The organism is Kocuria tytonicola, from assembly GCF_003687175.1.
Classification (GTDB): domain Bacteria; phylum Actinomycetota; class Actinomycetes; order Actinomycetales; family Micrococcaceae; genus Kocuria; species Kocuria tytonicola.
Window position 1 is genome coordinate 320,621 of sequence record NZ_RDEX01000002.1, and the last position, 24,023, is coordinate 344,643.

25 protein-coding genes and 1 pseudogene are annotated in these 24,023 nt (G+C 71.8%); 23 read left to right on the forward strand and 3 right to left on the reverse strand.

The window, feature by feature from the left end; genetic code table 11:
* Positions 1–24 precede the first annotated feature (24 nt).
* From EAE32_RS09655 to dapF, 7 genes are all read left to right on the forward strand, one after another.
* Positions 25–450 carry a helix-turn-helix domain-containing protein gene (locus tag EAE32_RS09655; protein ID WP_121845107.1) on the forward strand — a complete coding sequence of 142 codons (426 nt, stop codon included), beginning with the start codon at positions 25–27 and terminating at the stop codon, positions 448–450.
* Positions 451–648: 198 nt separating this feature from the next.
* Positions 649–870 carry a DUF3046 domain-containing protein gene (locus tag EAE32_RS09660; protein WP_121845108.1) on the forward strand — a complete coding sequence of 74 codons (222 nt, stop codon included), beginning with the start codon at positions 649–651 and terminating at the stop codon, positions 868–870.
* Between the two features lie 182 nt (positions 871–1,052).
* Positions 1,053–2,204 carry a recombinase RecA gene (gene recA / locus EAE32_RS09665; protein ID WP_121845109.1) on the forward strand — a complete coding sequence of 384 codons (1,152 nt, stop codon included), beginning with the start codon at positions 1,053–1,055 and terminating at the stop codon, positions 2,202–2,204.
* Positions 2,205–2,217: 13 nt separating this feature from the next.
* Complete coding sequence (locus tag EAE32_RS09670) at positions 2,218–2,874, forward strand: regulatory protein RecX (RefSeq protein ID WP_121865008.1); 657 nt, start codon at positions 2,218–2,220, stop codon at positions 2,872–2,874.
* A gap of 196 nt (positions 2,875–3,070) precedes the next feature.
* Entirely contained in the window at positions 3,071–4,585 is a 1,515-nt protein-coding gene (gene miaB / locus EAE32_RS09675) for a tRNA (N6-isopentenyl adenosine(37)-C2)-methylthiotransferase MiaB (RefSeq protein ID WP_121845111.1), read from the forward strand.
* A 3-nt stretch (positions 4,586–4,588) separates the two neighbouring features.
* Positions 4,589–5,605: a tRNA (adenosine(37)-N6)-dimethylallyltransferase MiaA gene (gene miaA / locus EAE32_RS09680; RefSeq protein WP_121845112.1), complete on the forward strand. Its 1,017-nt coding sequence runs from the start codon at positions 4,589–4,591 to the stop codon at positions 5,603–5,605.
* Complete coding sequence (gene dapF, locus EAE32_RS09685) at positions 5,598–6,542, forward strand: diaminopimelate epimerase (protein WP_240624990.1); 945 nt, start codon at positions 5,598–5,600, stop codon at positions 6,540–6,542. Before miaA ends, dapF begins: the two co-directional genes overlap by 8 nt.
* 82 nt (positions 6,543–6,624) lie before the next feature.
* Here the strand turns inward: dapF and EAE32_RS09690 are convergent, their stop codons facing one another.
* Entirely contained in the window at positions 6,625–7,242 is a 618-nt protein-coding gene (locus EAE32_RS09690) for a class I SAM-dependent methyltransferase (protein ID WP_121845114.1), read from the reverse strand.
* An 86-nt stretch (positions 7,243–7,328) separates the two neighbouring features.
* Here EAE32_RS09690 and hflX point away from each other — a divergent pair, with 86 nt between their 5' ends.
* Both hflX and EAE32_RS09700 read left to right on the forward strand, forming a co-directional pair.
* Positions 7,329–8,996, forward strand: coding sequence for a GTPase HflX (hflX, locus tag EAE32_RS09695; RefSeq protein WP_121865009.1), 1,668 nt, complete (start codon positions 7,329–7,331; stop codon positions 8,994–8,996).
* Positions 8,993–11,041 carry an ATP-dependent DNA helicase gene (locus tag EAE32_RS09700; RefSeq protein ID WP_121845116.1) on the forward strand — a complete coding sequence of 683 codons (2,049 nt, stop codon included), beginning with the start codon at positions 8,993–8,995 and terminating at the stop codon, positions 11,039–11,041. Before hflX ends, EAE32_RS09700 begins: the two co-directional genes overlap by 4 nt.
* Positions 11,042–11,096: 55 nt before the next feature.
* On the opposite strand, the gene lexA is transcribed toward EAE32_RS09700, so the two are convergent.
* A complete protein-coding gene (lexA, locus tag EAE32_RS09705) occupies positions 11,097–11,840 on the reverse strand; it encodes a transcriptional repressor LexA (protein ID WP_121845117.1) in 744 nt (247 codons plus the stop codon).
* A 288-nt stretch (positions 11,841–12,128) separates the two neighbouring features.
* On the opposite strand from lexA, the gene EAE32_RS09710 reads away from it, so the two are divergent.
* The 7 genes from EAE32_RS09710 to EAE32_RS09735 all read left to right on the forward strand — a co-directional run bounded on the left by EAE32_RS09710 (position 12,129) and on the right by EAE32_RS09735 (position 16,997).
* Positions 12,129–12,545: a LysM peptidoglycan-binding domain-containing protein gene (locus EAE32_RS09710; RefSeq protein WP_121845118.1), complete on the forward strand. Its 417-nt coding sequence runs from the start codon at positions 12,129–12,131 to the stop codon at positions 12,543–12,545.
* 43 nt (positions 12,546–12,588) lie between these two features.
* Positions 12,589–13,692, forward strand: coding sequence for a histidinol-phosphate transaminase (locus EAE32_RS09715; RefSeq protein WP_121845119.1), 1,104 nt, complete (start codon positions 12,589–12,591; stop codon positions 13,690–13,692).
* Between the two features lie 128 nt (positions 13,693–13,820).
* Positions 13,821–14,438 carry an imidazoleglycerol-phosphate dehydratase HisB gene (hisB, locus tag EAE32_RS09720; protein WP_121845120.1) on the forward strand — a complete coding sequence of 206 codons (618 nt, stop codon included), beginning with the start codon at positions 13,821–13,823 and terminating at the stop codon, positions 14,436–14,438.
* Complete coding sequence (hisH, locus tag EAE32_RS09725) at positions 14,438–15,151, forward strand: imidazole glycerol phosphate synthase subunit HisH (RefSeq protein WP_121845121.1); 714 nt, start codon at positions 14,438–14,440, stop codon at positions 15,149–15,151. Before hisB ends, hisH begins: the two co-directional genes overlap by 1 nt.
* Positions 15,148–15,309, forward strand: coding sequence for a hypothetical protein (locus EAE32_RS11820; protein WP_165860312.1), 162 nt, complete (start codon positions 15,148–15,150; stop codon positions 15,307–15,309). The genes hisH and EAE32_RS11820 overlap by 4 nt, the downstream gene beginning before the upstream one ends.
* A 70-nt stretch (positions 15,310–15,379) precedes the next feature.
* Positions 15,380–16,129, forward strand: a complete 750-nt coding sequence (gene priA / locus EAE32_RS09730; RefSeq protein ID WP_121865010.1) for a bifunctional 1-(5-phosphoribosyl)-5-((5-phosphoribosylamino)methylideneamino)imidazole-4-carboxamide isomerase/phosphoribosylanthranilate isomerase PriA — start codon at positions 15,380–15,382, stop codon at positions 16,127–16,129.
* Positions 16,122–16,997 carry an SseB family protein gene (locus EAE32_RS09735; RefSeq protein WP_121865011.1) on the forward strand — a complete coding sequence of 292 codons (876 nt, stop codon included), beginning with the start codon at positions 16,122–16,124 and terminating at the stop codon, positions 16,995–16,997. Before priA ends, EAE32_RS09735 begins: the two co-directional genes overlap by 8 nt.
* Before the next feature lie 112 nt (positions 16,998–17,109).
* Here EAE32_RS09735 and EAE32_RS09740 read toward each other — a convergent pair whose 3' ends face one another.
* The gene (locus tag EAE32_RS09740) at positions 17,110–17,562 is read right to left on the reverse strand and encodes a DUF1844 domain-containing protein (protein ID WP_121865042.1); all 453 of its coding nucleotides are present in this window, start codon (positions 17,560–17,562) and stop codon (positions 17,110–17,112) included.
* Positions 17,563–17,833: 271 nt separating this feature from the next.
* On the opposite strand from EAE32_RS09740, the gene infC reads away from it, so the two are divergent.
* From infC to pheS, 7 genes and pseudogenes are all read left to right on the forward strand, one after another.
* Positions 17,834–18,880: a translation initiation factor IF-3 gene (infC, locus tag EAE32_RS09745; protein WP_243635670.1), complete on the forward strand. Its 1,047-nt coding sequence runs from the start codon at positions 17,834–17,836 to the stop codon at positions 18,878–18,880.
* Positions 18,881–18,999: 119 nt separating this feature from the next.
* Positions 19,000–19,197, forward strand: coding sequence for a 50S ribosomal protein L35 (gene rpmI / locus EAE32_RS09750; protein WP_016998296.1), 198 nt, complete (start codon positions 19,000–19,002; stop codon positions 19,195–19,197).
* A 95-nt stretch (positions 19,198–19,292) separates the two neighbouring features.
* A complete protein-coding gene (rplT, locus tag EAE32_RS09755; RefSeq protein ID WP_121845124.1) occupies positions 19,293–19,679 on the forward strand; it encodes a 50S ribosomal protein L20 in 387 nt (128 codons plus the stop codon).
* Between the two features lie 8 nt (positions 19,680–19,687).
* Positions 19,688–20,656, forward strand: a pseudogene (locus EAE32_RS09760) (TrmH family RNA methyltransferase); the annotation flags it as partial.
* 191 nt (positions 20,657–20,847) lie between these two features.
* Entirely contained in the window at positions 20,848–21,309 is a 462-nt protein-coding gene (locus tag EAE32_RS09765; RefSeq protein WP_279386929.1) for an NUDIX domain-containing protein, read from the forward strand.
* Positions 21,306–22,817: a DHA2 family efflux MFS transporter permease subunit gene (locus EAE32_RS09770; RefSeq protein WP_279386930.1), complete on the forward strand. Its 1,512-nt coding sequence runs from the start codon at positions 21,306–21,308 to the stop codon at positions 22,815–22,817. Before EAE32_RS09765 ends, EAE32_RS09770 begins: the two co-directional genes overlap by 4 nt.
* A 147-nt stretch (positions 22,818–22,964) precedes the next feature.
* On the forward strand, positions 22,965–24,023 hold the full coding sequence (gene pheS, locus EAE32_RS09775; protein ID WP_121865013.1) for a phenylalanine--tRNA ligase subunit alpha: 1,059 nt from the start codon (positions 22,965–22,967) through the stop codon (positions 24,021–24,023).

The following is a 24,023-nucleotide window of genomic DNA, read 5'->3' on the forward strand; positions in this document are numbered from 1 at the left end:
TGATACGAGGAGTAGGCAATTCACATGACGAAGCAACCCGTGTCCGTCAATGGTGTCGTCCGTTGGAAGGACGTGGGTCTGGCCGACGACGTCACTGCAGAGACCCACGAGACCAAGGTGGGCGTTCTGCGCCAGGAGATCGGAGAGGTGCTGCGCAGCGTGCGTCAGCGCCAGGGACGCACCCTGCGCGAGGTGTCCCACAGCGCCCGCGTGTCGCTGGGCTACCTCAGCGAGGTGGAGCGCGGCCAGAAGGAGGCCTCCTCCGAGCTGCTCGCCTCCATCTGCACGGCCCTGGACATCCCCATGTCCCAGATGCTGCGCGAGGTGGCCGACCGGCTCGCCTACGCGGAGGGCAACTTCATCCCGGACACCGTGCCCTCGGAGATGACCGAGGAGTTCACCCGCGAGGTCCGTCAGCTGCGCGGGGGCACCGCCGCCGGCGCCCACTGATCCCGACCAGCCGCCCGGGCGCCGCCACGCGGCCCGGCGGCCCACGTCGCGGGGCACCCGTGCTCCCGCGGCACCAGAACGACGGCCGTGCGGTGTGCACGGCGTGTACGGTGAACGGACCCGCCCTCGGGCGGGTCCGTTGCGCTGTCCCGTCCACCGTTCGTCCCGATGAACCGACCACCCGAGGAGTACCTCGCCATGCGAGTCAGCGCGTTCTGGGAGCTGATGGCCCACGAGTTCGGGGCCGGCTACTGCCGGGTCCTGGCGGGAGACCTCGTGCTCACCGAGGTGGGGGACCGCACGGCACTGGAGGCACTCGACGCCGGTGTGGATCCCAAGGTTGTGTGGTTCGCGGTGTGCCGGGCCCAAGAGGTGCCGGAGTCCCGCTGGTGGGGTCCGGACCAGCCACCGCGGCGCTGAGCGCCTCCCTCGCGGGCGCGCCCTCGGGATGCGAGGCGGCGCATTCGAAGGTATATTCGAAGGGCGTCACGCGCTCTCCACAGTGCGGCCGGGCCCTTATGGGTGTCTGAGCCCCTGGATACCGTGGAGCGCGACGACAAAGACCGGGCCCACAGATCGGCCCCCGAGATCCGAGGTGAATCATGGCAGCCAAGTCCAAGGGCGCATCCACTCCCGCTCCTTCTCAGGTGGCAGGCTCCGATCGGCAGAAGGCGCTCGACACGGTGCTCTCCCAGATCGACAAGAACTACGGCAAGGGCTCGGTCATGCGGCTGGGGGACCGTCCCGCCACCAAGATCGAGACCATCCCCACCGGGTCCATCGCACTGGATGTCGCCCTGGGCATCGGCGGGTTCCCCCGCGGCCGCGTGGTGGAGATCTACGGCCCGGAGTCCTCGGGCAAGACCACCGTGGCGCTGCACGCCGTGGCGAGCGTCCAGAAGGCCGGCGGGATCGCCGCGTTCATCGACGCCGAGCACGCCCTGGATCCCGCCTACGCCGAGAAGCTGGGAGTGGACACCGACAACCTCCTGGTCTCCCAGCCGGACACCGGCGAGCAGGCGCTCGAGATCATGGACATGCTCGTGGGTTCCGGCTCGATCGACATCATCGTGATCGACTCCGTGGCCGCGCTGGTCCCCAAGGCCGAGATCGAGGGCGAGATGGGGGACAGCCACGTGGGACTGCAGGCACGCCTGATGTCGCAGGCACTGCGCAAGATCACCGGGCGGCTGTCCCACACCAACACCACGGCCATCTTCATCAACCAGCTGCGCGAGAAGATCGGTGTGTTCTTCGGTTCACCGGAGACCACCACGGGTGGCAAGGCCCTGAAGTTCTACGCCTCCGTGCGCGTGGACGTCCGCCGCATCGAGACCCTCAAGGACGGTGCGAATCCGGTGGGCAACCGCACCCGGGCGAAGATCGTCAAGAACAAGATGGCCCCGCCCTTCAAGCAGGCCGAGTTCGACATCCTCTACGGCCAGGGCATCTCCATCGAGGGCGGCCTGATCGACATGGGCGTGGAGCACGGGATCGTCAAGAAGTCCGGAGCGTGGTTCACCTACGAGGGGGACCAGCTGGGGCAGGGTAAGGAGAATTCCCGCCGCTTCCTCAAGGACAATCCGGAGCTCGCGCAGGAGATCGAGCGCAAGATCCTGGTGAAGCTCGGCATCTCCGAGGATCCGGACGAAGCATCCCAGGACTCCGCCGGTCTGAACGCGGAGACCGGTGAGCTGGATCCGGACGCCGCCTTCGCCCCGGAGACCGACGACACCGGGCTGCCCGCCTTCTAGGGGCTGATCCGTCGTGACCGGTTCCGCTCCCCACGGTGGCCGCCGCCGCCGTTCCTCGGCTCCCCACCGCGCGGGACTCTCCTCACGAGATTCCCTCGCGGGGGGAGAGCCATCCGCGGCGTCGGATGCGGACCAGCACGAGGCGGCACGGGCCATTGTCCTGCGGCAGCTCGCGGCGTCCGCGAAGTCGCGGCGGCAGCTGGAGGAAAAACTCGCGGCCCGGGACATCCCCGCGGGGGTGGCCCATGAGGTCCTGGACCGGTTCGAAGAGGTCAACCTCGTGGACGACCGTGCGTTCGCCGCGATGTTCGTGCGGTCCCGTGCCGAGACGCGGAGACTGTCCCGGAGCGCGCTGCGGCGCGAACTCTCCCAGCGCGGCATCACGGGGGATCTCGCGGAGGAGGCGCTGGCGCAGCGCAGCGACGAGGACGAGGCCCGTGACGCCCACGAGCTCGTCCGCAAGAAACTCCCCGCGCAGGTGGACCCGGGGGACCGCAAGGAGTACGAGAAGCTCACGCGCAGGCTCGTGAGCATGCTCGGACGCAAGGGCTATCCGCCGGGCACTGCGTTCGCAGTGGTCAAGGCAGAGCTCAGCGCACCGGGGTCCGTGACGGACACGGACGGCGCGGCCGCAGACACCATGGGAGCCGAGGTGTGGGACACGCCCTGACTTCCCAGGAGCAGCAGTGCGCCCCCGGCGGGGCCAGGGCACATCGCCCGCGAGACCCACCCGGACACCGCGCGGGAGCCGCCGGAGAACGGAGCCCAGTCACTGGGCGGCCCGGGTGGTTCGCGGGGGCAGAGTGTCCCGGGCAGAGCGGCCGCGAGAGATTTGACCCCCTCCCTAAGATGATGAGGTGACTCAGATGCCCCACGCCGTGCAGCCCCCAGCGACCTCCGTCTCCGTGCAGAATCCGCCGGCCTACGAGGTCCGCACCCTCGGCTGCCAGATGAACGCGCACGACTCCGAGCGCATCACGGGTCTGCTCGAGAGCGCGGGCTACGTTCCGGCCGTGGACCAGGATCCCGACCTCGTGGTGTTCAACACGTGCGCGGTCCGGGAGAACGCGGACAACAAGCTCTACGGCCAGTTGGGTCAGCTGGCCCCGGTCAAGCGGCGCAACGAGCGGCTGCAGATCGCCGTGGGCGGCTGCCTGGCCCAGAAGGACCGCTCCACCATCGTGGAGAGGGCCCCGTGGGTGGACGTGGTGTTCGGCACCCACAACATCGGTTCGCTGCCCGTTCTGCTGGAGCGCGCACGGCACAACGAGAGCGCCCAGGTGGAGATCCTGGAGGCGCTCGAGACCTTCCCGTCCGCGCTGCCCACCAAGCGCGAGCAGGCCTACGCGGGATGGGTGTCCATCTCCGTGGGGTGCAACAACACGTGCACGTTCTGCATCGTCCCGCAGCTGCGCGGGAAGGAGAAGGACCGTCGTCCCGGGGACATCCTGGCAGAGGTGCAGGCCCTCGTGGACTCGGGCGCCGTGGAGGTGACCCTCCTGGGCCAGAACGTGAACTCCTACGGTGTGGAGTTCGGAGACCGCGGTGCGTTCGCCAAGCTGCTGCGGGCGTGCGGCGACATCAAGGGGCTGGAGCGCGTCCGTTTCACGAGCCCTCACCCGGCCGCCTTCACGGACGACGTGATCGACGCGATGGCCGAGACGCCCAACGTGATGCCCCAGCTGCACATGCCCCTGCAGTCGGGCTCGGACCGGGTCCTGAAGGAGATGCGCCGCTCCTACCGTTCGAAGAAGTTCCTGGGCATCCTGGAGCGGGTCCGCGAGCGCATCCCGCACGCGGCCATCACCACCGACATCATCGTGGGCTTCCCCGGTGAGACCGAGCAGGACTTCCAGGACACCCTGGACGTGGTGGCGGCCTCCGAGTTCTCCTCCGCCTTCACGTTCCAGTACTCCGTCCGCCCGGGCACGCCCGCCGGCGAGATGGCGGACCAGGTGCCCGCGGCCGTGGTGCAGGAGCGCTTCGAGCGCCTCACCGCTCTGCAGGACTCCATCAGTGCCCGGCTCAACCGGGAACTCGTGGGCACGCGCGCGGAGGTGCTGGTCAGCGCCCAGTCCGGACGCAAGGCGGAGAGCACCCACCGGCTCTCGGGGCGGGCCCGCGACCAGCGCCTCGTCCACTTCAGTGTCCCCGAGGGGTCGCCCGCTCCCCGGCCGGGTGACCTGGTCACGGTGCCCGTCACGGGCGCGGCGTCGTACCACCTGCTGGCCGACCCCCGGGATTCCTCCGAGTACACGCTGCGCCGCTCGCGTGGCGGGGATGCCTGGGAGGCGGCGCAGGCCGAGTCCTGTGGTGCGCCGTCGTCCGGCGGGACTCCCGGGGCCGTGGGGCTGGGAATGCCCACCCTGCGCACTTCCTGAGCCATGGCGACGCCGCACGGCACCGCCCGCGTTCCCCCGCACCCCTCGGGCTCGTCGCCTGAGGCGGGGGAGGTCCCAGCACGGGACGCCTCGGTCCCCCCGCTCGTGGCGGTCGTGGGGCCCACGGGAACCGGCAAGTCCGACCTCGGGATCGCAGTCGCGCAGCGCCTCGGGGGCGAGGTGGTCAACGCGGATGCGCTGCAGCTGTACCGGGGGCTCGACATCGGCACGGCAAAGCTCGGCCCGGAGGAACGGGGTGGCATCCCGCACCACCTGCTGGACGTGCTGGAGATCGCCGAGGAGGCCTCCGTGGCGGCGTTCCAGCGCGACGCCCGGCGGGTCGTCCGTGAGATCGCGGGCCGGGGGAAGGTTCCCGTCCTGGTGGGCGGATCGGGGCTCTACGTGCGGGCGGTGGTGGACGCCATCGAGTTCCCGGGCACGGATCCCGAGGTGCGTGCCGCCCGCGAGGAGCAGCTGCGGACACGTGGCAGGGTGGCCCTGCTCCGGGAGCTCGCGGAGGTCGACCCGGAGTCGGCGTCGCGGGTCAAGGACGACCGGCGCCTGGTGCGTGCCCTCGAGGTGCACGACCTCACGGGACGCCCGTTCACGTCCTTCATGCCGCAGCGGCGGTACGTGGCGCCCACGGTGCAGATCGGTCTGGGCATGAGCCGGGAGCCGCTGAACGAGCGGTTGGCACGCCGTGTGGACATCATGCTGGAACGCGGGTGGCTGGACGAGGTCCGCGGCCTGGAGGCCGTGGGCCTGCGGCAGAGCCCCACCGCGGGGAAGGCCCTGGGGTATCCGCAGCTGCTGGCCGTCCTGGACGGCTCGCTGTCCCTGCCGCAGGCCCGTGACGAGACCGTGGCCGCCACGCGGAGGTTCACCAAGCGCCAGCGCACCTGGTTCCGCGCGGACCCGCGCATCACCTGGCTGGATGCCCTCGACCCCGGGGGCTGGGAGTCCGTGGTGGAGCGCGCCGTGGGTCTCGTTCGTGCTCAGTATGATGGCGCGCATGACTGAAACGACCGAGGGGACGGTGCGAGCTGTGGGCGGCCACGAGCTGACGGGTGTGCGGGTGAGCAAGGCGCACGGCACGGGCAACGACTTCGTGGTCTTCACGGACGGTGACGGCACCCGGGACGTGGGCCCGCAGACCGTGGCGGCCGTGTGCGACCGGCACACGGGGCTGGGCGGGGACGGCATGATCCGCGCCGTCCGCTCCGAGCACGTGCCCGAGGGGCGCGCCCTGCTGCGGACGCATCCGGACGCCGAGTGGTTCATGGACTACCGCAACGGGGACGGCTCCGTGGCACAGATGTGCGGCAACGGTGTACGGGTCTTCGTGGACCACCTCGTGCGTGAGGGGCTGGTCCGCCTCCCGCGCGGCGCCCGCGTGCGGATCGGCACGCGGGCGGGTGTGCGCACGGTGGCACGCACCTCGGACGGCTACGCCGTGGACATGGGCCCCTGGAGCTTCACGGACGGGGAGACCGCTCGTGAGCGCGGCGCGGACTGCGTGGTCACGGCGGCGGGCCTCACCGTCCCGCGGCCCGGGATCTCGATCGACATGGGCAACCCCCACGCGGTGGTGGCGCTGTCCGAGGGCGAGAAGCTCGACGGGCTGGACCTGCACACCGCGCCCGTGGTGGAGCCGGTCCCCGCGGAGGGCACCAACGTGGAGTTCGTGGTGCCCCTGGACCACGACGACTCCGACGTGGGGCGGCTCGAGATGCGTGTGCACGAGCGGGGGGTGGGGGAGACCTTCTCCTGCGGCACCGGTGCGTGCGCCGCCGCCGCTGCCACGCGGTTCTGGGGTGGGCCCGAGTCCCCGGACCGCTGGTTCGTGCAGGTTCCCGGCGGGGTCCTCTCCGTCACGTTCGTGCCCGCACCGGACGGCACCGAGCACGTGGTGCTTGCCGGGCCCGCGCGAGTGGTGGCGCACGCCGAGCTCGTCTGAGGTCATCTCCTGCCCGGCCCTGCGCCGAGGGGCGCCTGGCGGCGTCGTCGCGGAGGTGTGCCGCTCAGTTCGCTCCCACGGTTCAGTCGCGCCGCACGGTGATGATCCGGAAGCCCTTGTCCGTGGCCGCGCGCGCCACGGTGAACCCCTCGCCGAGCGTGTCCGCGAGCCAGCGCTGGAGGCTGTCCCCGCCCAGGTTCTTCTGGACGACGAGCCAGGCCGTCCCGCCGGGGGAGAGCCGTGGGAGCCAGGCGCTGAGGATCTCGTGCAGGGCGTCCTTGCCCACGCGGATCGGCGGGTTGGACCAGATGGTGTCGAAGGTGCGGTCCTCGGGCACGTCCTCGGGTCGCAGGGTCTGCACCCCGGAGAGGCCCAGTTCACGGGCGTTCTCCGCCGTGAGCCGCAGGCTGCGGTCGTTGACGTCCACGGCGGTCACGACGGCGTCGGGAGCCGCGAGCGCGAGCGCCAGGGTGAGCGGACCCCAGCCGCAGCCGATGTCCAGCAACGACGAGCCGCGGGGATCCGCAACGCTGCGCAGCAGCGCGGCCGTGCCCCTGTCCAGGTCCCCGGGGGAGAACACGCCCGCGGCGGTGCCCACGGTCACCGTGCGCCCCCGCAGCTCCACCGTGATCCGTCTCGGCTTCTCCGGGAGGGAGGGGTCGGACACGAAGTAGTGCTGCGCGGGAGGTTCGTGGGCCATGGCTCCACATGCTAGTGCCCGCCGGAGCCGTGTCGGGACCCGGCGCTAGACTGGGTCGACCCATGAACAGCGCAGATCAAGGAACCATGACTGACTCTTTCCCCCACCGGCAGACCGCGTCCGAGAGCTCGCAGCAGACCGGTGACCTGACCGGGACCGAACTCGAGGACGTCGTCTCACGCGTCCTCGCCCGCGCGCGCTCGCGGTCCGAGTCCGCCTCGCCCACCCACCCCGGTGACGACGTCCCCGCGGACGACGCCGCCGCGTCGGCGCGCCCGGCCCACGAGCGTCTCGGGCGTGCCCGGGAACTCGCGCCGGAGGACGACGCCCACGTGCCGTCGGACGGGGACCAGCAGGACCTCGCGGAGCGCCACGCCCTGCGTCGCGTCGCGGGACTGTCCACGGAGCTCGAGGATGTCACCGAGGTCGAGTACCGCCAGCTGCGGCTGGAGCGCGTGGTGCTCGCCGGGCTGTACTCCAGCGGAACCCCCGCGGACGCGGAGAACTCCCTGCGGGAGCTCGCGGCGCTCGCGGAGACCGCAGGGTCCGAGGTCATGGACGGCATGCTGCAGCGTCGCGTGAACCCGGACCCGGGCACCTACCTCGGTTCCGGCAAGGCACTGGAGCTCAAGGACGTCGTGGCCGCCACGGGGGCGGACACCGTCATCGTGGACGCCGAGCTCGCGCCCTCCCAGCGCCGTGCCCTGGAGGACGTGGTGAAGGTCAAGGTGATCGACCGCACGGGACTGATCCTGGACATCTTCGCGCAGCACGCCAAGTCCAAGGAGGGCAAGGCCCAGGTGGAGCTCGCGCAGCTCGAGTACATGCTTCCGCGACTGCGAGGCTGGGGCGAGTCCCTGTCCCGGCAGGCGGGCGGGCGCGCGGCCTCCGGTGAGGGCATCGGCAGCCGCGGTCCCGGTGAGACGAAGATCGAGCTGGACCGGCGCCGGATCCGGCAGCGCATGGCCAAGCTGCGGCGTGAGATCGCCGCGATGAAGCCTGCGCGCGAGACCAAGCGCCTGAACCGCAAGCGCAACGCCGTGCCCTCCGTCGCGATTGCCGGCTACACGAACGCGGGCAAGTCCTCGCTGCTGAACCGGCTCACGGACGCCGGCGTGCTCGTGGAGAACGCCCTGTTCGCCACGCTGGACCCCACGGTGCGCAAGGCGCAGACCCCGGACGGCATCGGATACACGCTGGCGGACACCGTGGGCTTCGTGCGGTCCCTGCCCACGCAGCTGGTGGAGGCGTTCCGCTCCACGCTGGAGGAGGTGGCGGACGCGGACGTCATCGTGCACGTGGTGGACGCCTCCCACCCGGATCCGGAGGGGCAGCTGAAGGCCGTGCGGGACGTCCTCACGGACGTGGGTGCCAACGACATACCGGAGATCGTGGCCCTGAACAAGGCGGACATCGCGGACCCGGTGGTCCTCGCCCGGCTGCGCAACCACGAGCACCCCTCCGTGGCCGTCTCGGCCCGCACGGGTGAGGGCGTGGCCGAGTTGCAGCGCCTGATCGCCGCCGCGATCCCGCGTCCCGACCACGACCTCGACCTGCTGGTGCCCTACGTGCACGGCGAGGTGGTCTCACGGCTGCACGCGCAGGATGCCGAGATCCTCAGCACGGAGCACACCCCCGAGGGCACCCGGTTGCACGTGCGCGTGCGGGAGGATCTCGTGGGGGACCTGGAGCAGTACCGCACCGACCGCGCTCCGGGCGGAGCCGCCGCGGCGGAGGACCACCCCAGCGCATGAGCGGCGGGTTCATCGACGAGTCGGGTCGTGACATCTCCGACATCCGTCCGGAGTCCCTGCCCGGGGGTGCGGACGCTCTGGAGCTGCTGGATGCGGCGGTCTCCGCCCTGGGCGGTCAGCGCCGCGACGGCCAGCGGTTCATGGCCGCCAAGGTCGCCGAAGCCCTCGAGACCCGTCGGCACCTGCTCGTGCAGGCGGGCACGGGGACCGGGAAGTCCCTGGCCTATCTCATTCCGGCGCTCCTGCACGCCCGGTCCTCGGAGAAACCGGTGGTCGTGGCCACGGCCACCCTGGCCCTGCAGAACCAGATCACGGGCCGGGACGTCCCCCGCCTGCTGGACGCCCTCGAGGACGAGCTCGACGAGCGCCCGGACGTGGCCCTGCTCAAGGGGCGGTCGAACTACGCGTGCCTCCACAAGGTGGAGGGCGGCTACCCCGAGGACGACGACGCCCTGTTCTCCGCTCCCGTCGGGGGAGGAAGTGGCACCGAGGCACCCCTGGGCGGACTCGCCCAGCAGGTGCTGCGGCTGCGGGAGTGGGTGGAGACCACCGAGTCCGGGGACCGGGACGACATCCAGCCCGGTGTCTCGGACGCGGCGTGGCGGCAGGTCTCGGTGACCGCCAAGGAGTGCCTGGGGCGCAAGTGTCCGCTCGTGGAGCAGTGCTTCGCGGAACGTGCGCGCTCGCAGGCGGGCGAGGCCGACGTGGTCATCACCAACCACGCGCTGCTCGCCATCAACGCCTTCGAGGGGCTGGCCGTGCTGCCCGAGCACGACGTCGTCGTCGTCGACGAGGCGCACGAGCTGCGGGACCGCGTGACGGGAGCCGTCACGGCCTCCCTGTCCGCCGCCGCGGTGCGGGCCGCCGCCACGGCCGTGCGCAAGCACACCGCGGCGTCGAGCGACGAGCTGGAGCGCGCGGCGCAGGCCTTCGACAAGGCCTTCGACGACGACGAGTCCGGCCTGCTGGCCCGCGGGTTCACCGAGGAGCAGGTCTATGCGGTGCGCGGGGTGCAGGATGCGGCGCGCACCGGCCTCAGCGAGACGAAGGGCGAGTCCAAGAATGAGGACGCGGGCAGGCACGCCGCGCGCTCACGGCTGTCCGAGCTGCTGGACACGGCGGAGCGGATGCTCTCTGCGGACACCGCCCACGACGTCCTGTGGATCTCCCGGGTGGGCCGGTGGAGTCCCACGGAGGGGTACGTGGGGGCGTCGGCGGGGGAACCGGCAACCCTCAACATCGCCCCGCTGAGCGTGGCGGGCCCGCTGCGGGAGGGGCTGTTCGACGGTCGCACCGTGGTGCTGACCTCCGCCACGCTCGCCGTGGGATCCTCGTTCGCCAGCGTGGCCGGCTCACTCGGCCTGCAGGGCCCGGGATCACCGTCCTGGCGTGGCGTGGACGTGGGGAGCCCGTTCGACTACCGCCGGCAGGGCATCCTCTACGTGGCCAAGCGCCTCGCCAAGCCGGGCAGGGGCGTCTCACCGGAGCAGCTCGACGAGCTGCTGGAGCTGCTGGAGGCCTCGGGCGGCGGAGCGCTGGGCCTGTTCTCGTCGCGCCGCGCGGCGGAGGATGCCGCCGAGGCCCTGCGCGGGCGCACGAACCTGCCCATCCTGTGCCAGGGGGATGCCTCCCTGCCCTCGCTCGTCAAGGACTTCACGGACGATCCCGCCGCGAGCCTGTTCGGCACCATGAGCCTGTGGCAGGGCGTGGACGTCCCGGGGCACTCGTGCCGCCTGGTGGTCATCGACAGGATCCCGTTCCCGCGCCCCGACGATCCCCTCGGTACCGCGCGCACCCGTGCCGCCGAGCGGGCCGGGGGCAACGGGTTCATGACGGTCTCCGCCTCCCACGCGGCCGTGCGACTCGCGCAGGGTGCCGGGCGGCTGATTCGCGCGAGCGGGGACAGGGGAGTGGTGGCGGTGCTGGACTCCCGCCTGGCCACCGCCCGCTACGGATCCTTCCTCGCGCGGTCACTGCCGCCGCTGTGGCCCACCACCGACAAGAAGACCGTGCTCGGCGCGCTGGAGCGGCTGAGCGGAGCCTGAGGCGGAACCGGACCGGAACCCGCGGGCCGCAGGGGCTGCGCGCGGCGGGGTCCGCTCAGAGTGCGCGGAACACGGAGACCACCTTGCCCATGACCGTGGCGTGGTCGCCGAGGATCGGCTCGTAGCGGGTGTTCTGGGGCAGCAGCCACGTGTGCCCGTCGCGCTGCCGGAAGGTCTTCACGGTGGCCTCGTCGTCCAGGAGCGCGGCCACGACGTCCCCGTTCTCGGCGGAGTTCTGCTGTCGCACCACCACCCAGTCGCCGTCGCAGATGGCGGCGTCGATCATGGAGTCGCCCGAGACGCGCAGCATGAACAGCTGGCCGTGGCCCACGAACTGCCGGGGCAGCGAGTAGACCTCCTCCACGGACTGCTCCGCGGTGATCGGCCCGCCGGCGGCAATGCGCCCCACGAGCGGCACGGGCACCATGGCGTCCTCGTCGGAGGTGGTGTGCAGGGCCCTCACGGACGGTTCGGCCGACGACGCCGCCTCCGCTGCCTGGTTCTCGTCGACACCGAGGTGACGTTCGAGCTCGTCCTGGCTGAGGGGCTTCAGGACCTCCATGGCCCGGGGGCGGCGGGGGTCCCTCCTGAGGTATCCCCACTTCTCGAGCTGGCCCAGCTGGTGCGTGACGCTGGACAGTGACGCCAGGCCCACGATGTCACCGATCTCGCGCATGGAGGGCGGGTAGCCGCGGGTGGCGATCGAGCGCTGGACGGCCCCCAGGATCTTGGCCTGCCGCGCACTGAGTGTTCGAACGCGGGTGCCGGGGGTGTGCTGCTGCGGGGAAGTGGTGCTCACGTGCGGGGTCCTTTCACCGTGCCGCACATCGCTGGCTCGCGGGGCGAGCAGCGGACGGAGCGTCCGCTTATGCGTGTCGGAGACGTGGGGTCGACTATCACCTGTGTGACCTCGAGCTTAACCCGGCGGGGCTCACCCGCTCAAATATGTGTTCGAAGTGGACCTCGACAGCATTCGTACATCCGTGCTAGAACTGAGTCCAAAGATTCGAAGATGTGTTCTAAACGCTGAGTTGTTCGAACACCGCCGCCCGGAGGGGCGGTTCCGGTCCGATCCCAGGAGGTAGCCATGACCGCACTCATCATGCCGAGGTCCGTTCGCCGAGTGACGCTCTCCACCGAACGGGCGGACCGCACTGCCCGGACGGACCGCGCAGTCGGAGCCGCCCGGAGGGGCGGTCTGCACCTGACGCGACGCGGTCGCTTCTTCCTGGTCGGTCTGCCGGTGGTCACCGGTGCAGCCGCCCTGCTCGTGGTCGCCGCCGTGTTCCTGTTCCCGTCCACGGTCAAGGCCTCCACGGGCGCCGTGGGTGCCCCCGTGACCCAGACCGTCACCGTGCAGCCGCGGCAGACCCTGTGGGACATCGCCCGTGAGGCGGACCCGGAGCGTGACACCCGTGAGGTCGTGAACGACATCGCCGAGCTCAACGGCCTGACCTCGCCGGCCCTCACCTCGGGCCAGGTCCTCGAGGTCCCCGCTCGCTAGGTCCGCACGGACGCTGGGCGGCAGGGGTCGTTAGACTGGATCGGTGAACTCACCTGCCGATCCCCTGGCCACCCTCCCGCTGCGCGACGACCTGCGGGGCATGTCCCCGTACGGTGCTCCCCAGCTGCAGGTGGAGGTGGCGCTGAACACCAACGAGAACACCCACCCGGTGCCCGCGGACGTGGTGGACGCCATCGGGGAGCGCGTCCGCAGCGTGGCGGCCCAGCTCAACCGGTACCCGGACCGTGACTTCACGGAGCTGCGCCGCGCACTGGCGAACTACCTGGGGCACGGGCTCACCGAGCAGAACATCTGGGCCGCCAACGGCTCCAACGAGATCCTGCAGCAGATCCTGCAGGCGTTCGGCGGACCCGGGCGGTCTGTCCTGAGCTTCGTCCCCACCTACTCCATGTACCCGTTGCTGGCACTCGGGACGGGCACGGAGTTCATTGCCGGTCGTCGTGAGCCCGACTTCTCCCTGGGCGCGGAGTCCGCCGCTCGGCAGGTCGCCGAGCACGCGCCCGCCGTCGTGTTCCTGTGCTCACCCAACAACCCCACCGGGACCGCGCTGGACCTGGACGTGGTGGACGCGGTGTACGAGGCTGGCGAGGCCCACAGCACCGTGGTCGTGGTGGACGAGGCGTACGCGGAGTTCTCCCGTTCGGGGACACCCTCTGCCTTGACGCTGCTGGAGGGCCGTCCGAGGCTCGTCGTGTCACGCACCATGAGCAAGGCGTTCGCCCTCGCCGGAGCACGGCTGGGGTACTTCGCGGCAGCCGCCCCCGTGGCGGACGCCATGCGTCTGGTCCGCCTGCCGTACCACCTGTCGTCGGTCACGCAGGCCACCGCTCTGGCGGCGCTGGAGCACCACGAGTCGCTGCTCGCCACCGTCGAGGAGATCAAGACGCAGCGCGACCGGATCGTCGCCGAGCTGGCCGCCCTGGGGCTCACACCCGCCACCTCCGACTCCAACTTCGTGTTCTTCGCCTGCGGCCAGGATGCCCCCACCCTGTGGCAGGGTCTGCTGGACGAGGGCGTTCTCGTGCGTGACGTGGGCATTCCCGGTCACCTGCGCGTCACGGCGGGCACCGAGGCGGAGACCACGGCGTTCCTCACGGCGGTGCGGGCGTGTCTCCACCGCGAATGACCGCAACAGGCCGCGGGAGCCGCAAGGTGCGGCCCTGCGTGCCGGCCTGGGTCGGGCGTGAGCGCACCTAGACTGGACATCCCGCCGCAACGACGGCGCGAAGGCACCCCGAGGAGAGACCGCCACACATGAGCGCGAACGAGAAAGCCCGCACCGCCACGGTGGAGCGCGCCACGAGCGAGTCCACCGTGCGCGTGAGCCTGGACCTGGACGGCACGGGTAGATCCCGCATCCGTACCACGGTGCCGTTCTTCGACCACATGCTCACCGCCCTGTCGAGGCACTCGATGATCGATCTGGACGTCGAGGCGAGTGGTGACACGCACGTGGACGTGCACCACACGGTCGAGGACACCGCGATCGTGATCGGAGAGGCGCTCGCCCGCGCCCTGGGGGACAAGCGGGGCATCCGTCGGTTCGGGCAGGCCACCGTGCCCCTGGACGAGGCCCTCGCCTCGGCCGTGGTGGACGTCTCCGGGCGGCCGTACGTGGTCCACACCGGTGAGCCGGAGGGGCAGCAGTACCACCTGATCGGCGGTCACTTCACAGGGTCCATGACCCGCCACGTCCTGGAGTCCCTGGCCCACCACGCCCAGCTGTGCCTGCACGTGGAGCTGATCCGGGGGCGCGATCCGCACCACATCGTCGAGGCCCAGTTCAAGGCCCTGGCCCGCGCGCTGCGCGAGGCCGTGGAGCCCGATCCCCGTGCGGCGGGGGTCATCCCGTCCACCAAGGGCGCACTGTGATGCCGGGACGCCCCGCGGCGGCAACGGTGCCGAGCGTCGTCGTGCTGGACTACGGTGCGGGCAACGTCCGCTCCGCCGTGCGGGCACTGGAGGCGGCGGGCGCGAACGTGCTGCTGAGTGCGGAGCCCCGCGACGTCCTGGAGGCCGACGGTCTCGTGGTGCCCGGCGTGGGCGCGTTCGAGGCCGTGATGGAGGGGCTGCGTGGGGTGGACGCCCCCCGGCTGATCGACCGAAGGCTCAGCGGCGGGCGCCCCGTCCTGGGGATCTGCGTGGGACTGCAGGTGATGTTCGACTCCGGTGTGGAGCACGGCCGTGAGTCCGAGGGCCTGGGCCAGTGGCCCGGCACCGTGGAGCGGCTGGCCGCGCCCGTGGTCCCGCACATGGGGTGGAACACGGTCCGCCCTCCCGAGGGTTCCGTGCTGTTCCGGGGCATCGAGGACGAGCGCTTCTACTTCGTGCACTCCTACGGGGTGCAGGAATGGGCGTTCGACCAGAGCATCCAGCACATGGCGCCGCCGGCCGTCACGTGGGCCGAGCACGGCGCACCCTTCGTGGCCGCGGTGGAGAACGGCCCGCTCAGCGCCACCCAGTTCCATCCCGAGAAGTCCTCGCACGCGGGCATCGCCCTGCTCCGCAACTGGATCGCCACCCTGCCCCGCACGGGTCGCCTGGACCACCGCTTCGCAGACCCCGCGCAGGAGAGCACCTCATGACCGCATCCGTCCTGGTCCTCGTGGCCGGAGCCTTCTTCGTGGGCGGTGCCATCTCGTTCGCCCAGCAGCGCAAGCCGCTGTGGTCCGTGGTGCTGCTGGGCGTGCTCGCCGCGGCACTGATCGGCTACGGCGCGTACTCGTGGTTCGTGAGCGTCTGACGGACCCCGGTGGGCCGTGCCCGGCCCACCCGACCATCGTCGCGCGCGCAGCGCGCACAGGAGGAGACACATGAACGACACCACCGGCCGCCGGCTCGAGCTGCTTCCCGCCGTGGACGTCCAGGGCGGACAGGCCGTCCGACTGGTCCAGGGCGAGGCGGGTTCGGAGACCGGCTACGGAGACCCGCTCGAGGCCGCGCGCGCCTGGCAGGATGCCGGCGCGCAGTGGCTGCACCTCGTGGACCTGGATGCCGCGTTCGGGCGCGGGGACAACATCGAGGTCCTGCGCGGCGTCGCCGAGAACCTCGACCTGAAGATCGAGATGTCCGGGGGCATCAGGGACGACGAGTCCCTCGAACGGGTGCTGTCCCTGCGCCCCGCACGGATCAACCTCGGCACGGCGGCGCTGGAGAACCCCGAGTGGACCCACCGCGTGATCGCCGAGCACGGCGACCTGATCGCCGTGGGCCTGGACGTGCGGGGCACCACGCTCGCGGCGCGCGGCTGGACGCGTGACGGCGGGGACCTCTGGGAGGTCCTGGACCGTCTCGAGGCGGACGGCTGCGCCCGCTACGTGGTCACGGACGTCACCAAGGACGGTACTCTGCGCGGGCCCAACACCGAGCTGCTCGCCGAGGTGGCGCGCCGCACGGACCAGCCCGTGGTGGCCTCGGGCGGCATCTCGTCCCTCGAGGACATCGCGGCCCTGCGCGAGCTCGTCCCCGCGGGTGTGGAGGGAGCCATCGTGGGCAAGGCGCTCTACGCGGGCAGGTTCACGCTCGCCGAGGCGCTGGACGTCGCGGGGCGCCCGGGTGCCTGAGCAGGACAGCTCCGACCACGACGCCGCTCGGGCCCTCCCGCCGCACATCGCGGCGCAGCTGCGCTCCGCGGGCGGCCCCGCGGACACGGGCGGCCAGGCCTGGGAGGGGCGCAACCTGGGGGAGGGCACGAGCCACACGCACCAGTTCCCGGAGGACGACGGCGCCGCGGCCCCCGCTCTCGGCCGCGCGCTCACCGCGTGGCGCGAGGGGCACGCCCCGGAGGACGAGGTGGTGGCCGCACTGTCCGGGGTGCGCGTGTTCGTGCCGATCATCGCCCAGGTCTCCCGCTCGCACATCACCGAGGACGGGTTGGTCTCCGACAAGGAGGCGGACATGGCCCTGGTGAGCCTCCAGGCCTCGGACGGGCGCAAGGCCCTGCCCGTGTTCACCTCCACGGAGACCCTGCGGGCGTGGAACGCACAGGCCCGTCCGGTGGCCGCGGACATCCGGCGCGCCGCGCTCTCGGCCGTGCAGGACGGCTCCTCCCTGCTGGTCCTGGACCCCGGTGCGGATCCCGCGTTCGTGGTGCGGCGGCCCGCGCTGTGGGCCGTGGCGCAGGGACGGGCGTGGACGCCGTCGTACCGGGACTTCACGGTGGACGACGCCGTGACCCGGGCGGCGCTGGGCCTGCCCGGGGTCGTCTCCGCACTCGCCGCGCCGGGCAGCGGTGTGCACGCCGTGCGCCACGACGGCACGGTCCTGACGGGGGGAGGGGAGGGGCCCGAGCTCGTCGTCTCCCTGCAGCTGCGCCCCGGGCTGGCCCAGGAGGACGTGGCCGCGTCCGTGCGGCAGTTCCAGCAGGCCCTCGCGGCGCAGCCGATCATGGCCGAGAACGTGGACTCGATCCGGGTGCGGCTGTCCAGCTGAGCGCCACACCCGCACCCCCGTGCAGGCACGGGCGGCCACGACCGTGTCGTAGAACCAGCGCACACCTCGGTCGCGTTCCCGGGCGGGAGCGACCGGCCGCGGAGCTGCCGCCTCAGCCGTAGACGGGGCCGGTGAACTTCTCGCCCGGTCCCGCACCGGGGGCGTCCGGGAACGGGGAGGCCTCGCGGAACGCGAGCTGGAGGGACTTCAGGCCGTCGCGCAGCGGGCCGGCGTGCTGGGACCCGATCTCCGGGGCGGCGGCCGTGACGAATCCGGCCAGAGCGGTGATGAGCTTGCGGGCCTCGTCCAGGTCCTTCAGCTCCTCCGCGTCCTCACCGGCCGCGAGCCCGCACTTCACGGCGGCGGCGCTCATGAGGTGCACCGCCGCGGTGGTGATGACCTCCACCGCCGGCACCTCGGCGATGTCGCGCATCTGGGCGCTGACCACCTCGACCGTCTCGTCGGGCAGGTCCTCGGGCGCGGTGGCCGACGGCCCACCGTGGGCGTCCCGGGTGGAGGGGGCGGAGGGGAACTCGAAGCGCTCGGAGCGCGGCTGATCGGACATGCTCCCACTGTAGAACAGGGGAGCCGAGGCCACAGAGCAGTCCGGGCGGCGCCCGGTGGCGCCACGGTGCGGGGATGCGCTACCATGGCTGGCAGTGTGCAAGCGGAGGAGACTCCCACCCGTCACCGCCCGTTCCGGACCAGTTCCGAGGACACCAGGTGCTCGGGTCAGAGGCCGAACGGTCGTGCCGGGTTGCCGGGGCAGATCGAGTCATCGGTCCCAGTGTGGTTTCCAGCCTCCGCTCGCGCGTGCCGCAGCGGAGGTTTTTTCGTTGCGGTCCCGTCCGAACCACGGGGAAACCCACGAACATCAGGAGATCGGCATTAGCGAGCCACGCATCAATGACAGAATCCGCGTCCCGGAAGTCCGCCTGGTCGGACCTGGCGGCGAGCAGGTCGGCATCGTGCGCGTCCAGGACGCGCTGCGGCTGGCCCGTGAATCGGATCTCGATCTGGTCGAGGTCGCACCGAACGCCAAGCCCCCGGTGGCCAAGCTCATGGACTTCGGCAAGTACAAGTACGAGGCCGCGGTCAAGGCACGTGAGTCCCGCAAGAACCAGGCCAACACGGTCCTCAAGGAAGTGCGTTTCCGGCTGAAGATCGACACGCACGACTACGAGACCAAGGTGGGCCACGCCAAGCGCTTCCTCTCCGCGGGGGACAAGGTCAAGGCCATGATCCAGTTCCGCGGTCGTGAGCAGCAGCGCCCCGAGATGGGCGTCCGTCTGCTCGAGCGGCTCGCGAACGACGTCGCCGAGGTCGGTGCCGTGGAGACCACCCCCCGCGTGGACGGCCGCAACATGGTCATGGTCATCGGCCCTCTGAAGAACAAGGCCGAGGCGCGTGCGGAAGCACGCAAGCAGGCGCAGCGCGAGAAGTCCCAGGCGGACAGCGCGCGCAAGCAGCGGGTGGACACCTCGTCCGCCGAGTCCGTGACCCAGTCCATCGGGGACGCGTTCCCGGAGGAGCTGCGCCGGGCGGCGTCGGCACCCGAGGCGGAGGCCCCCGCGACCGAGGCGCCGGTGGAGAGCGCTCCGCTGGCCGCCGAGGACGAGGTCAAGGCCACGGTCGCTCCCGCGAGCGAGGGGACGCAGGACGCCGGGCAGCCCGAGCCGGTGGAGGCGTCCGAGGCCGTCGCGGAGAAGGCGCCCGCCGAGCAGGAGGCACCGGCGGCGACGTCGTCGGCTACGCCCGTTGCCGACAAGCCTGCCGCGAGCAAGCCGGCGGCGAAGCCCGCCGCGAGCAAGCCTGCCCCGGCCAAGCCGGCGGCGTCCGCGCCGAAGCCCGGGGCGCCCAAGCCCGGGCCCGCCAAGAAGTAGCGCGAACCGAGAATTGACAGCGCCGGGCGTGTGACCGCCCGGCACCAGCGTGGTCGTGGCCGAGTGCCGCGACCCACCGGTGTGCCCCACACCGGTCGACGGAGAAGGAGACGGCCACCATGCCGAAGATGAAGACCCACAGCGGAGCCAAGAAGCGCTTCAAGCTCACCGGCTCGGGCAAGGTCAAGCGCCAGCAGGCCAACCGCCGCCACTACCTGGAGCACAAGTCCTCCCGCCTGACCCGCCGTCTGGCGAGCGACCAGATCGTCTCCACCCCGGGCGAGGCCAAGGCCATCAAGCGGATGCTGGGCAAGTAAGCCCTTCCTGCCAGACCAGTCAGCACCACGTCGCTCGGTGAGCGGCGGCAGTCATCTCCCGGGAGCACCGGGACCAGATCGTGAGGAGTACACACGTGGCACGTGTGAAGCGGGCAGTCAACGCCCACAAGAAGCGTCGGGAAGTCCTGGAGAAGGCGTCGGGCTACCGCGGTCAGCGTTCGCGCCTGTACCGCAAGGCCAAGGAGCAGATGCTCCACTCGTACACCTACTCGTACAACGACCGCCGGAAGAAGAAGGGCGACTTCCGTCGGCTGTGGATCCAGCGCATCAACGCCGCGTCCCGCGCCAACGGCCTGACCTACAACCGCTTCATCCAGGGCCTGAAGGCCGCTGAGGTCGAGGTGGACCGTCGCATGCTGGCCGAGCTGGCCGTCAACGACGAGAACGCGTTCGCGGCCCTGGTCCAGGTGGCCAAGGACGCGCTGCCGGAGGACACCTCCGCGCCCCGCGCCGCCGCCTGAGTGCAGCTGTGACGTTCGTCGAGCGCCTGGAAGACCGGTTGCTGTCCAACCCCCGAGCCGATCGGGTGAGGGACGTGGCCGCGTTGACCAGGCGCTCGACGCGTTCCAAACGGGGTCTGTTCCGCGCCGAGGGGCCCCAGAACGTGCGGGAGGCGCTCCGCCTCGCGCTCGCATCCCCCGCGGGCCAGGACCCTGCCGAGCTGCCGGTCCTCGACGCCGTGTACGTCACCGGCCCGGAGCTGGAACGGCACCCGGAGATCGCCGCGGACCTCGAGGTCCTGGAGGCACGTCGCGACGTCTTCGTGCGGGCGGTGTCCACCGAGGTGCTCGCGGCCATGACGGACGCCGTGACACCGCAGGGCATGCTCGCGGTGTGCCGCACCCCGCGCCCGGATGCAGAGCGGGCGGCCGCCACCGCGGACCTGGTGTGCGTGCTCGTGCGCGTGCAGGACCCGGGCAACGCCGGGACGGTGGTGCGCGCCGCGGATGCCGCGGGCGCCGGGGCCGTGGTGTTCACCGCGGGCAGCGTGGACCCGTTCAACCCGAAGGCCGTGCGCTCCAGCGCCGGCTCCCTCTTCCACCTCCCGGTGCTCACCGGGGTGGACCTCACCGACTTCTCGCGATCCGCGCACGAACGCGGGCTGCAGCTGCTCGCCGCGGACGGCCACGCGTGCGTGACCGTGGACGAGCTCGCCGACGCCGCCCTGCTGCGCCACGTGGGTGCCCGCCCCGGTGCCCAGGCGGATGTCATCGGCGGGACGCACGACGACGCCGCCCCGCACTCCGGACGCGCCACGGTCGCCCTGGAGCGGCCCACGGCCTGGCTGTTCGGCAACGAGGCCCAGGGCCTGAGCGCCACCGAGCGGGAGCTCGCCGACCTCGCCGTGGCCGTCCCGCTGCACGGCCGCGCCGAGTCCCTCAACGTGGGCACCGCAGCCACCGTGTGCCTCTACTCGTCCGCCCGGGCGCAGCAGCGGCGCACTCAACCGTCCATCTCGACAGCGGTCGCGCGGGACGCGGCCGGAAGCCCTCGGCACGGCGGCACCGACGCGCTCGGCGGAGCACCCGCGCAGGACGGGAGCCACGCCCCCGTGGGAACCGAGACGCCGGCCGGTGCGGACGCACCCGCCGGCCCCGGCGGCGTCGTCCCCGGGGCCGGGGAGCCCCGGTGACCGCCGCCGCGGAGCACGTGACCCGCGTGGTGGGCGCCGCGGTGCTCGACTCCGCCACCGAACCCACCCGTGTGCTGGCCGCCCAGCGGTCATACCCCGAGTCCCTGCGCGGGCTGTGGGAGTTCCCGGGCGGCAAGCAGGAACCGGGGGAGTCCGCGCGTGACGCGCTGCTCCGCGAGTGCCGCGAGGAGCTGCATGTGGAGCTGGAGCTGCTGGAGGAGGTGCGAGCGCCGCAGCCGCAGGGGTGGCCGCTCGCGGGCTCGGCGGTGATGCGCGTGTTCACGGCCGTTCCGACCCACGGGGCGGACACCGGTCTCAGCGCGGGCGAGGACCACCTGGCCGTGCGGTGGCTCCCGCTCGCGGACCCCGCCGCCGTCCTGTCCCTGCCGTGGATCCCCGCGGACCTGCCCATCGTGGCCGCCCTGCTGGAGCTGCTGCGACCGCGCGTGACCCCGTGACCCGGAGCCGCACGGAACCGCCGGGTACCGGGACCGACCCGCGGGCGTGGCACGCCCTGTGGGCACTGGTGATCGGCTTCTTCATGATCCTGGTGGACGCGACGATCGTCTCCACCGCGATCCCCGCCATCACCTCGGGTCTGCACACCGACATCTCCGGGGTGCTGTGGGTGACCAGCGGCTACCTGCTCGCGTACGCCGTGCCGCTGCTGGTCACGGGCAGGCTGGGTGACCGCTTCGGCCCGCGCACCGTGTACCTGTGGGGGCTCGCGGTCTTTACTGGGGCGTCCCTGTGGTGCGGCCTCGCGCAGGACGTCACCGGCCTCGTGGCCGCGCGCGTGGTCCAGGGGCTGGGGGCGGCGTTGATGTCGCCGCAGACCATGACCGTGATCACGCGGATGTTCCCGGCCCGCACGCGCGGCTCCGCGCTCGGCATCTGGGGTGCCACCGCCGGGGTCGCCACCCTGGTGGGGCCGCTGCTGGGCGGTCTGCTCGTGGACCTCGCAGGCTGGCGGTGGATCTTCTGGGCCAACGTTCCCGTGGGGATCTTCGCGCTGTGGCGGGCGGCGGTCCACCTCCCGCGGCTGCCGTCCCGCAGCCACTCGTTCGACGTCCTGGGCGTGCTGCTGTCCGGGCTGGGCCTGTTCCTAATGGTCTTCGGGATCCAGGAGGGCCAGACCTACCACTGGTCCACCGTGTGGGGGCCCGTCACCATCCCGATGGTGATCGGGGCGGGTGCCGTGGTCTTCGCCGCGTTCCTGGTGTGGCAGCGGGTGACACCCGCGGAACCCCTGCTGCCGCTCAGCCTGCTCCGGCAGCGCAACTTCACCCTGGCCAATGCGGCCACGGCGGCGGTGAGCCTCACCGTGAACTCGATGATCATTCCCGCGATGCTGTACCTGCAGGTGGTCCGCGGGCTGGACCCCACCGCGGCAGCCCTGAGCTACGCGCCCATGTCCCTGCTCTCCGCCGTGCTGGCCCCGGTGGTGGGCCGTGCCCTGGCCCGAGTGTCCCCGCGCTCGCTGGCCCTGCCCGGCATGCTGGTCATGGCGGCCGGGCTCGCGGCCCACGCGTGGAGCCTGCGCCCCGGCACACCCGTGTGGCTGCTCGCGGCACTCACACTCGTGATCGGTCTGGGCAGCGCGATGATCTGGTCCCCCGTGTCCCTGACCGCCACCACGGACCTCGCACCGGACGTGGTGGGTGCGGGGTCGGGTGTCTTCAACGCCACGCGGCAGGTGGCCGCTGCGGTCGGCAGTGCCATGATGGCCGTGCTCATGCAGGCCCAGCTGGCCGCGAAACTCCCGGCGGGCGCGGGCTCTGCGGAGCTCGGGGCAGCGGGCCGACTCCCGGAGGAGCTGCGCCCGGGCTTCGCCCTGGCCATGACGCACTCCCTCATGCTCCCGGTGGTGGTGCTCCTGCTCGGGGCGGTGGCCACGGCGTTCTTCCGGCCACCCGGCTCCGGGCGCTCGGCGGCTCCGGCACCGGCCACCACGGGCACGGAGTGAGCGGGTCCCACCGCGGCGTCGCGGCCACCGGCATCCACTAGACTGACCGTGCCCGCCCGGCCCCCGGCCGAGGGCCCCACACGTGACCCGCGCCACCGAGCCGTCGGGATCCGTGACACCCGTCCGCGAGCAGGAACGCGAGAAACCATGTCCGAGAGCACACCGTCCGCCGCGGTGGACCCCACCGACGAGGCCGGGGTCACCGCCGCCGTCGAGCAGGCGCTGCGCGAGATCCAGGCCGCCGCCGATCTCGCGGAGCTGAAGACCGTCCGTCTGAACCACACCGGGGAGAAGTCCCCTCTGGCGCTGGCCAACCGTGCCATCGGCGGGCTGGACAAGGCCGCCAAGGCCACGGCGGGCAAGCTCGTGGGCCAGGCCCGCGGGCGCGTGAACAAGGCGATCGCCGCGCGCACCGCGGAGCTCGAGGAGGAGCGGGACGCCCGCATCCTCGTGGAGGAGGCCGTGGACGTCACGGCGGCCACGCGGCGTCGTCGGCTGGGCGGGCGGCAGCCGCTGAACACCCTCATGGAGCACATCGGGGACATCTTCGTGGGCATGGGTTGGGAGGTCGCGGAGGGCCCGGAGCTCGAGCACGAGTGGTTCAACTTCGACGCCCTGAACTTCCAGCCGGACCACCCGGCGCGCCAGCTGCAGGACACGTTCTTCGTGGACCCGCCGTCCTCGCACCTGGTGCTGCGCACCCACACCTCGCCCGTGCAGATGCGCTCGCTGCTGGAGCGCGAGCTTCCCGTGTACGTGGTGTGCCCCGGCAAGACCTACCGCACGGACGAGCTGGACGCCACGCACACGCCCGTGTTCCACCAGGTGGAGGGCATCGCCGTGGACGAGGGACTGTCCATGGCGGATCTCAAGGGCACGCTCACGCACTTCGCGCGCACCATGTTCGGCCCGGAGGCCGCCATCCGGCTGCGCCCCAACTACTTCCCGTTCACGGAGCCGTCCGCGGAGCTGGACGTGTGGCACCCCACGGCCAAGGGCGGCCCCCGCTGGATCGAGTGGGGCGGCTGCGGCATGATGCACCCGAACGTCCTGCGGGCCGCGGGCATCGACCCCGAGCGCTACTCCGGCTTCGCGTTCGGCATGGGCATCGAGCGGACCCTGATGTTCCGCAACAACGTCCCGGACATGCACGACATGGTCGAGGGCGACGTCCGCTTCAGCGAGCACTTCGGGATGGAGATCTAG

Excerpts from the sequence above, each read along its gene's own strand:
- EAE32_RS09655 (WP_121845107.1), top strand. The coding sequence starts at position 25 with ATGACGAAGCAACCCGTGTCCGTCAATGGTGTCGTCCGTTGGAAGGAC.
- EAE32_RS09660 (WP_121845108.1), top strand. The coding sequence starts at position 649 with ATGCGAGTCAGCGCGTTCTGGGAGCTGATGGCCCACGAGTTCGGGGCC.
- recA (WP_121845109.1), top strand. The coding sequence starts at position 1,053 with ATGGCAGCCAAGTCCAAGGGCGCATCCACTCCCGCTCCTTCTCAGGTG.
- miaB (WP_121845111.1), top strand. The coding sequence starts at position 3,071 with ATGCCCCACGCCGTGCAGCCCCCAGCGACCTCCGTCTCCGTGCAGAAT.
- miaA (WP_121845112.1), top strand. The coding sequence starts at position 4,589 with ATGGCGACGCCGCACGGCACCGCCCGCGTTCCCCCGCACCCCTCGGGC.
- dapF (WP_240624990.1), top strand. The coding sequence starts at position 5,598 with ATGACTGAAACGACCGAGGGGACGGTGCGAGCTGTGGGCGGCCACGAG.
- EAE32_RS09690 (WP_121845114.1), bottom strand. The coding sequence starts at position 7,242 with ATGGCCCACGAACCTCCCGCGCAGCACTACTTCGTGTCCGACCCCTCC.
- hflX (WP_121865009.1), top strand. The coding sequence starts at position 7,329 with ATGACTGACTCTTTCCCCCACCGGCAGACCGCGTCCGAGAGCTCGCAG.
- EAE32_RS09700 (WP_121845116.1), top strand. The coding sequence starts at position 8,993 with ATGAGCGGCGGGTTCATCGACGAGTCGGGTCGTGACATCTCCGACATC.
- EAE32_RS09710 (WP_121845118.1), top strand. The coding sequence starts at position 12,129 with ATGACCGCACTCATCATGCCGAGGTCCGTTCGCCGAGTGACGCTCTCC.
- hisB (WP_121845120.1), top strand. The coding sequence starts at position 13,821 with ATGAGCGCGAACGAGAAAGCCCGCACCGCCACGGTGGAGCGCGCCACG.
- hisH (WP_121845121.1), top strand. The coding sequence starts at position 14,438 with ATGCCGGGACGCCCCGCGGCGGCAACGGTGCCGAGCGTCGTCGTGCTG.
- EAE32_RS11820 (WP_165860312.1), top strand. The coding sequence starts at position 15,148 with ATGACCGCATCCGTCCTGGTCCTCGTGGCCGGAGCCTTCTTCGTGGGC.
- priA (WP_121865010.1), top strand. The coding sequence starts at position 15,380 with ATGAACGACACCACCGGCCGCCGGCTCGAGCTGCTTCCCGCCGTGGAC.
- EAE32_RS09740 (WP_121865042.1), bottom strand. The coding sequence starts at position 17,562 with ATGTCCGATCAGCCGCGCTCCGAGCGCTTCGAGTTCCCCTCCGCCCCC.
- rpmI (WP_016998296.1), top strand. The coding sequence starts at position 19,000 with ATGCCGAAGATGAAGACCCACAGCGGAGCCAAGAAGCGCTTCAAGCTC.
- pheS (WP_121865013.1), top strand. The coding sequence starts at position 22,965 with ATGTCCGAGAGCACACCGTCCGCCGCGGTGGACCCCACCGACGAGGCC.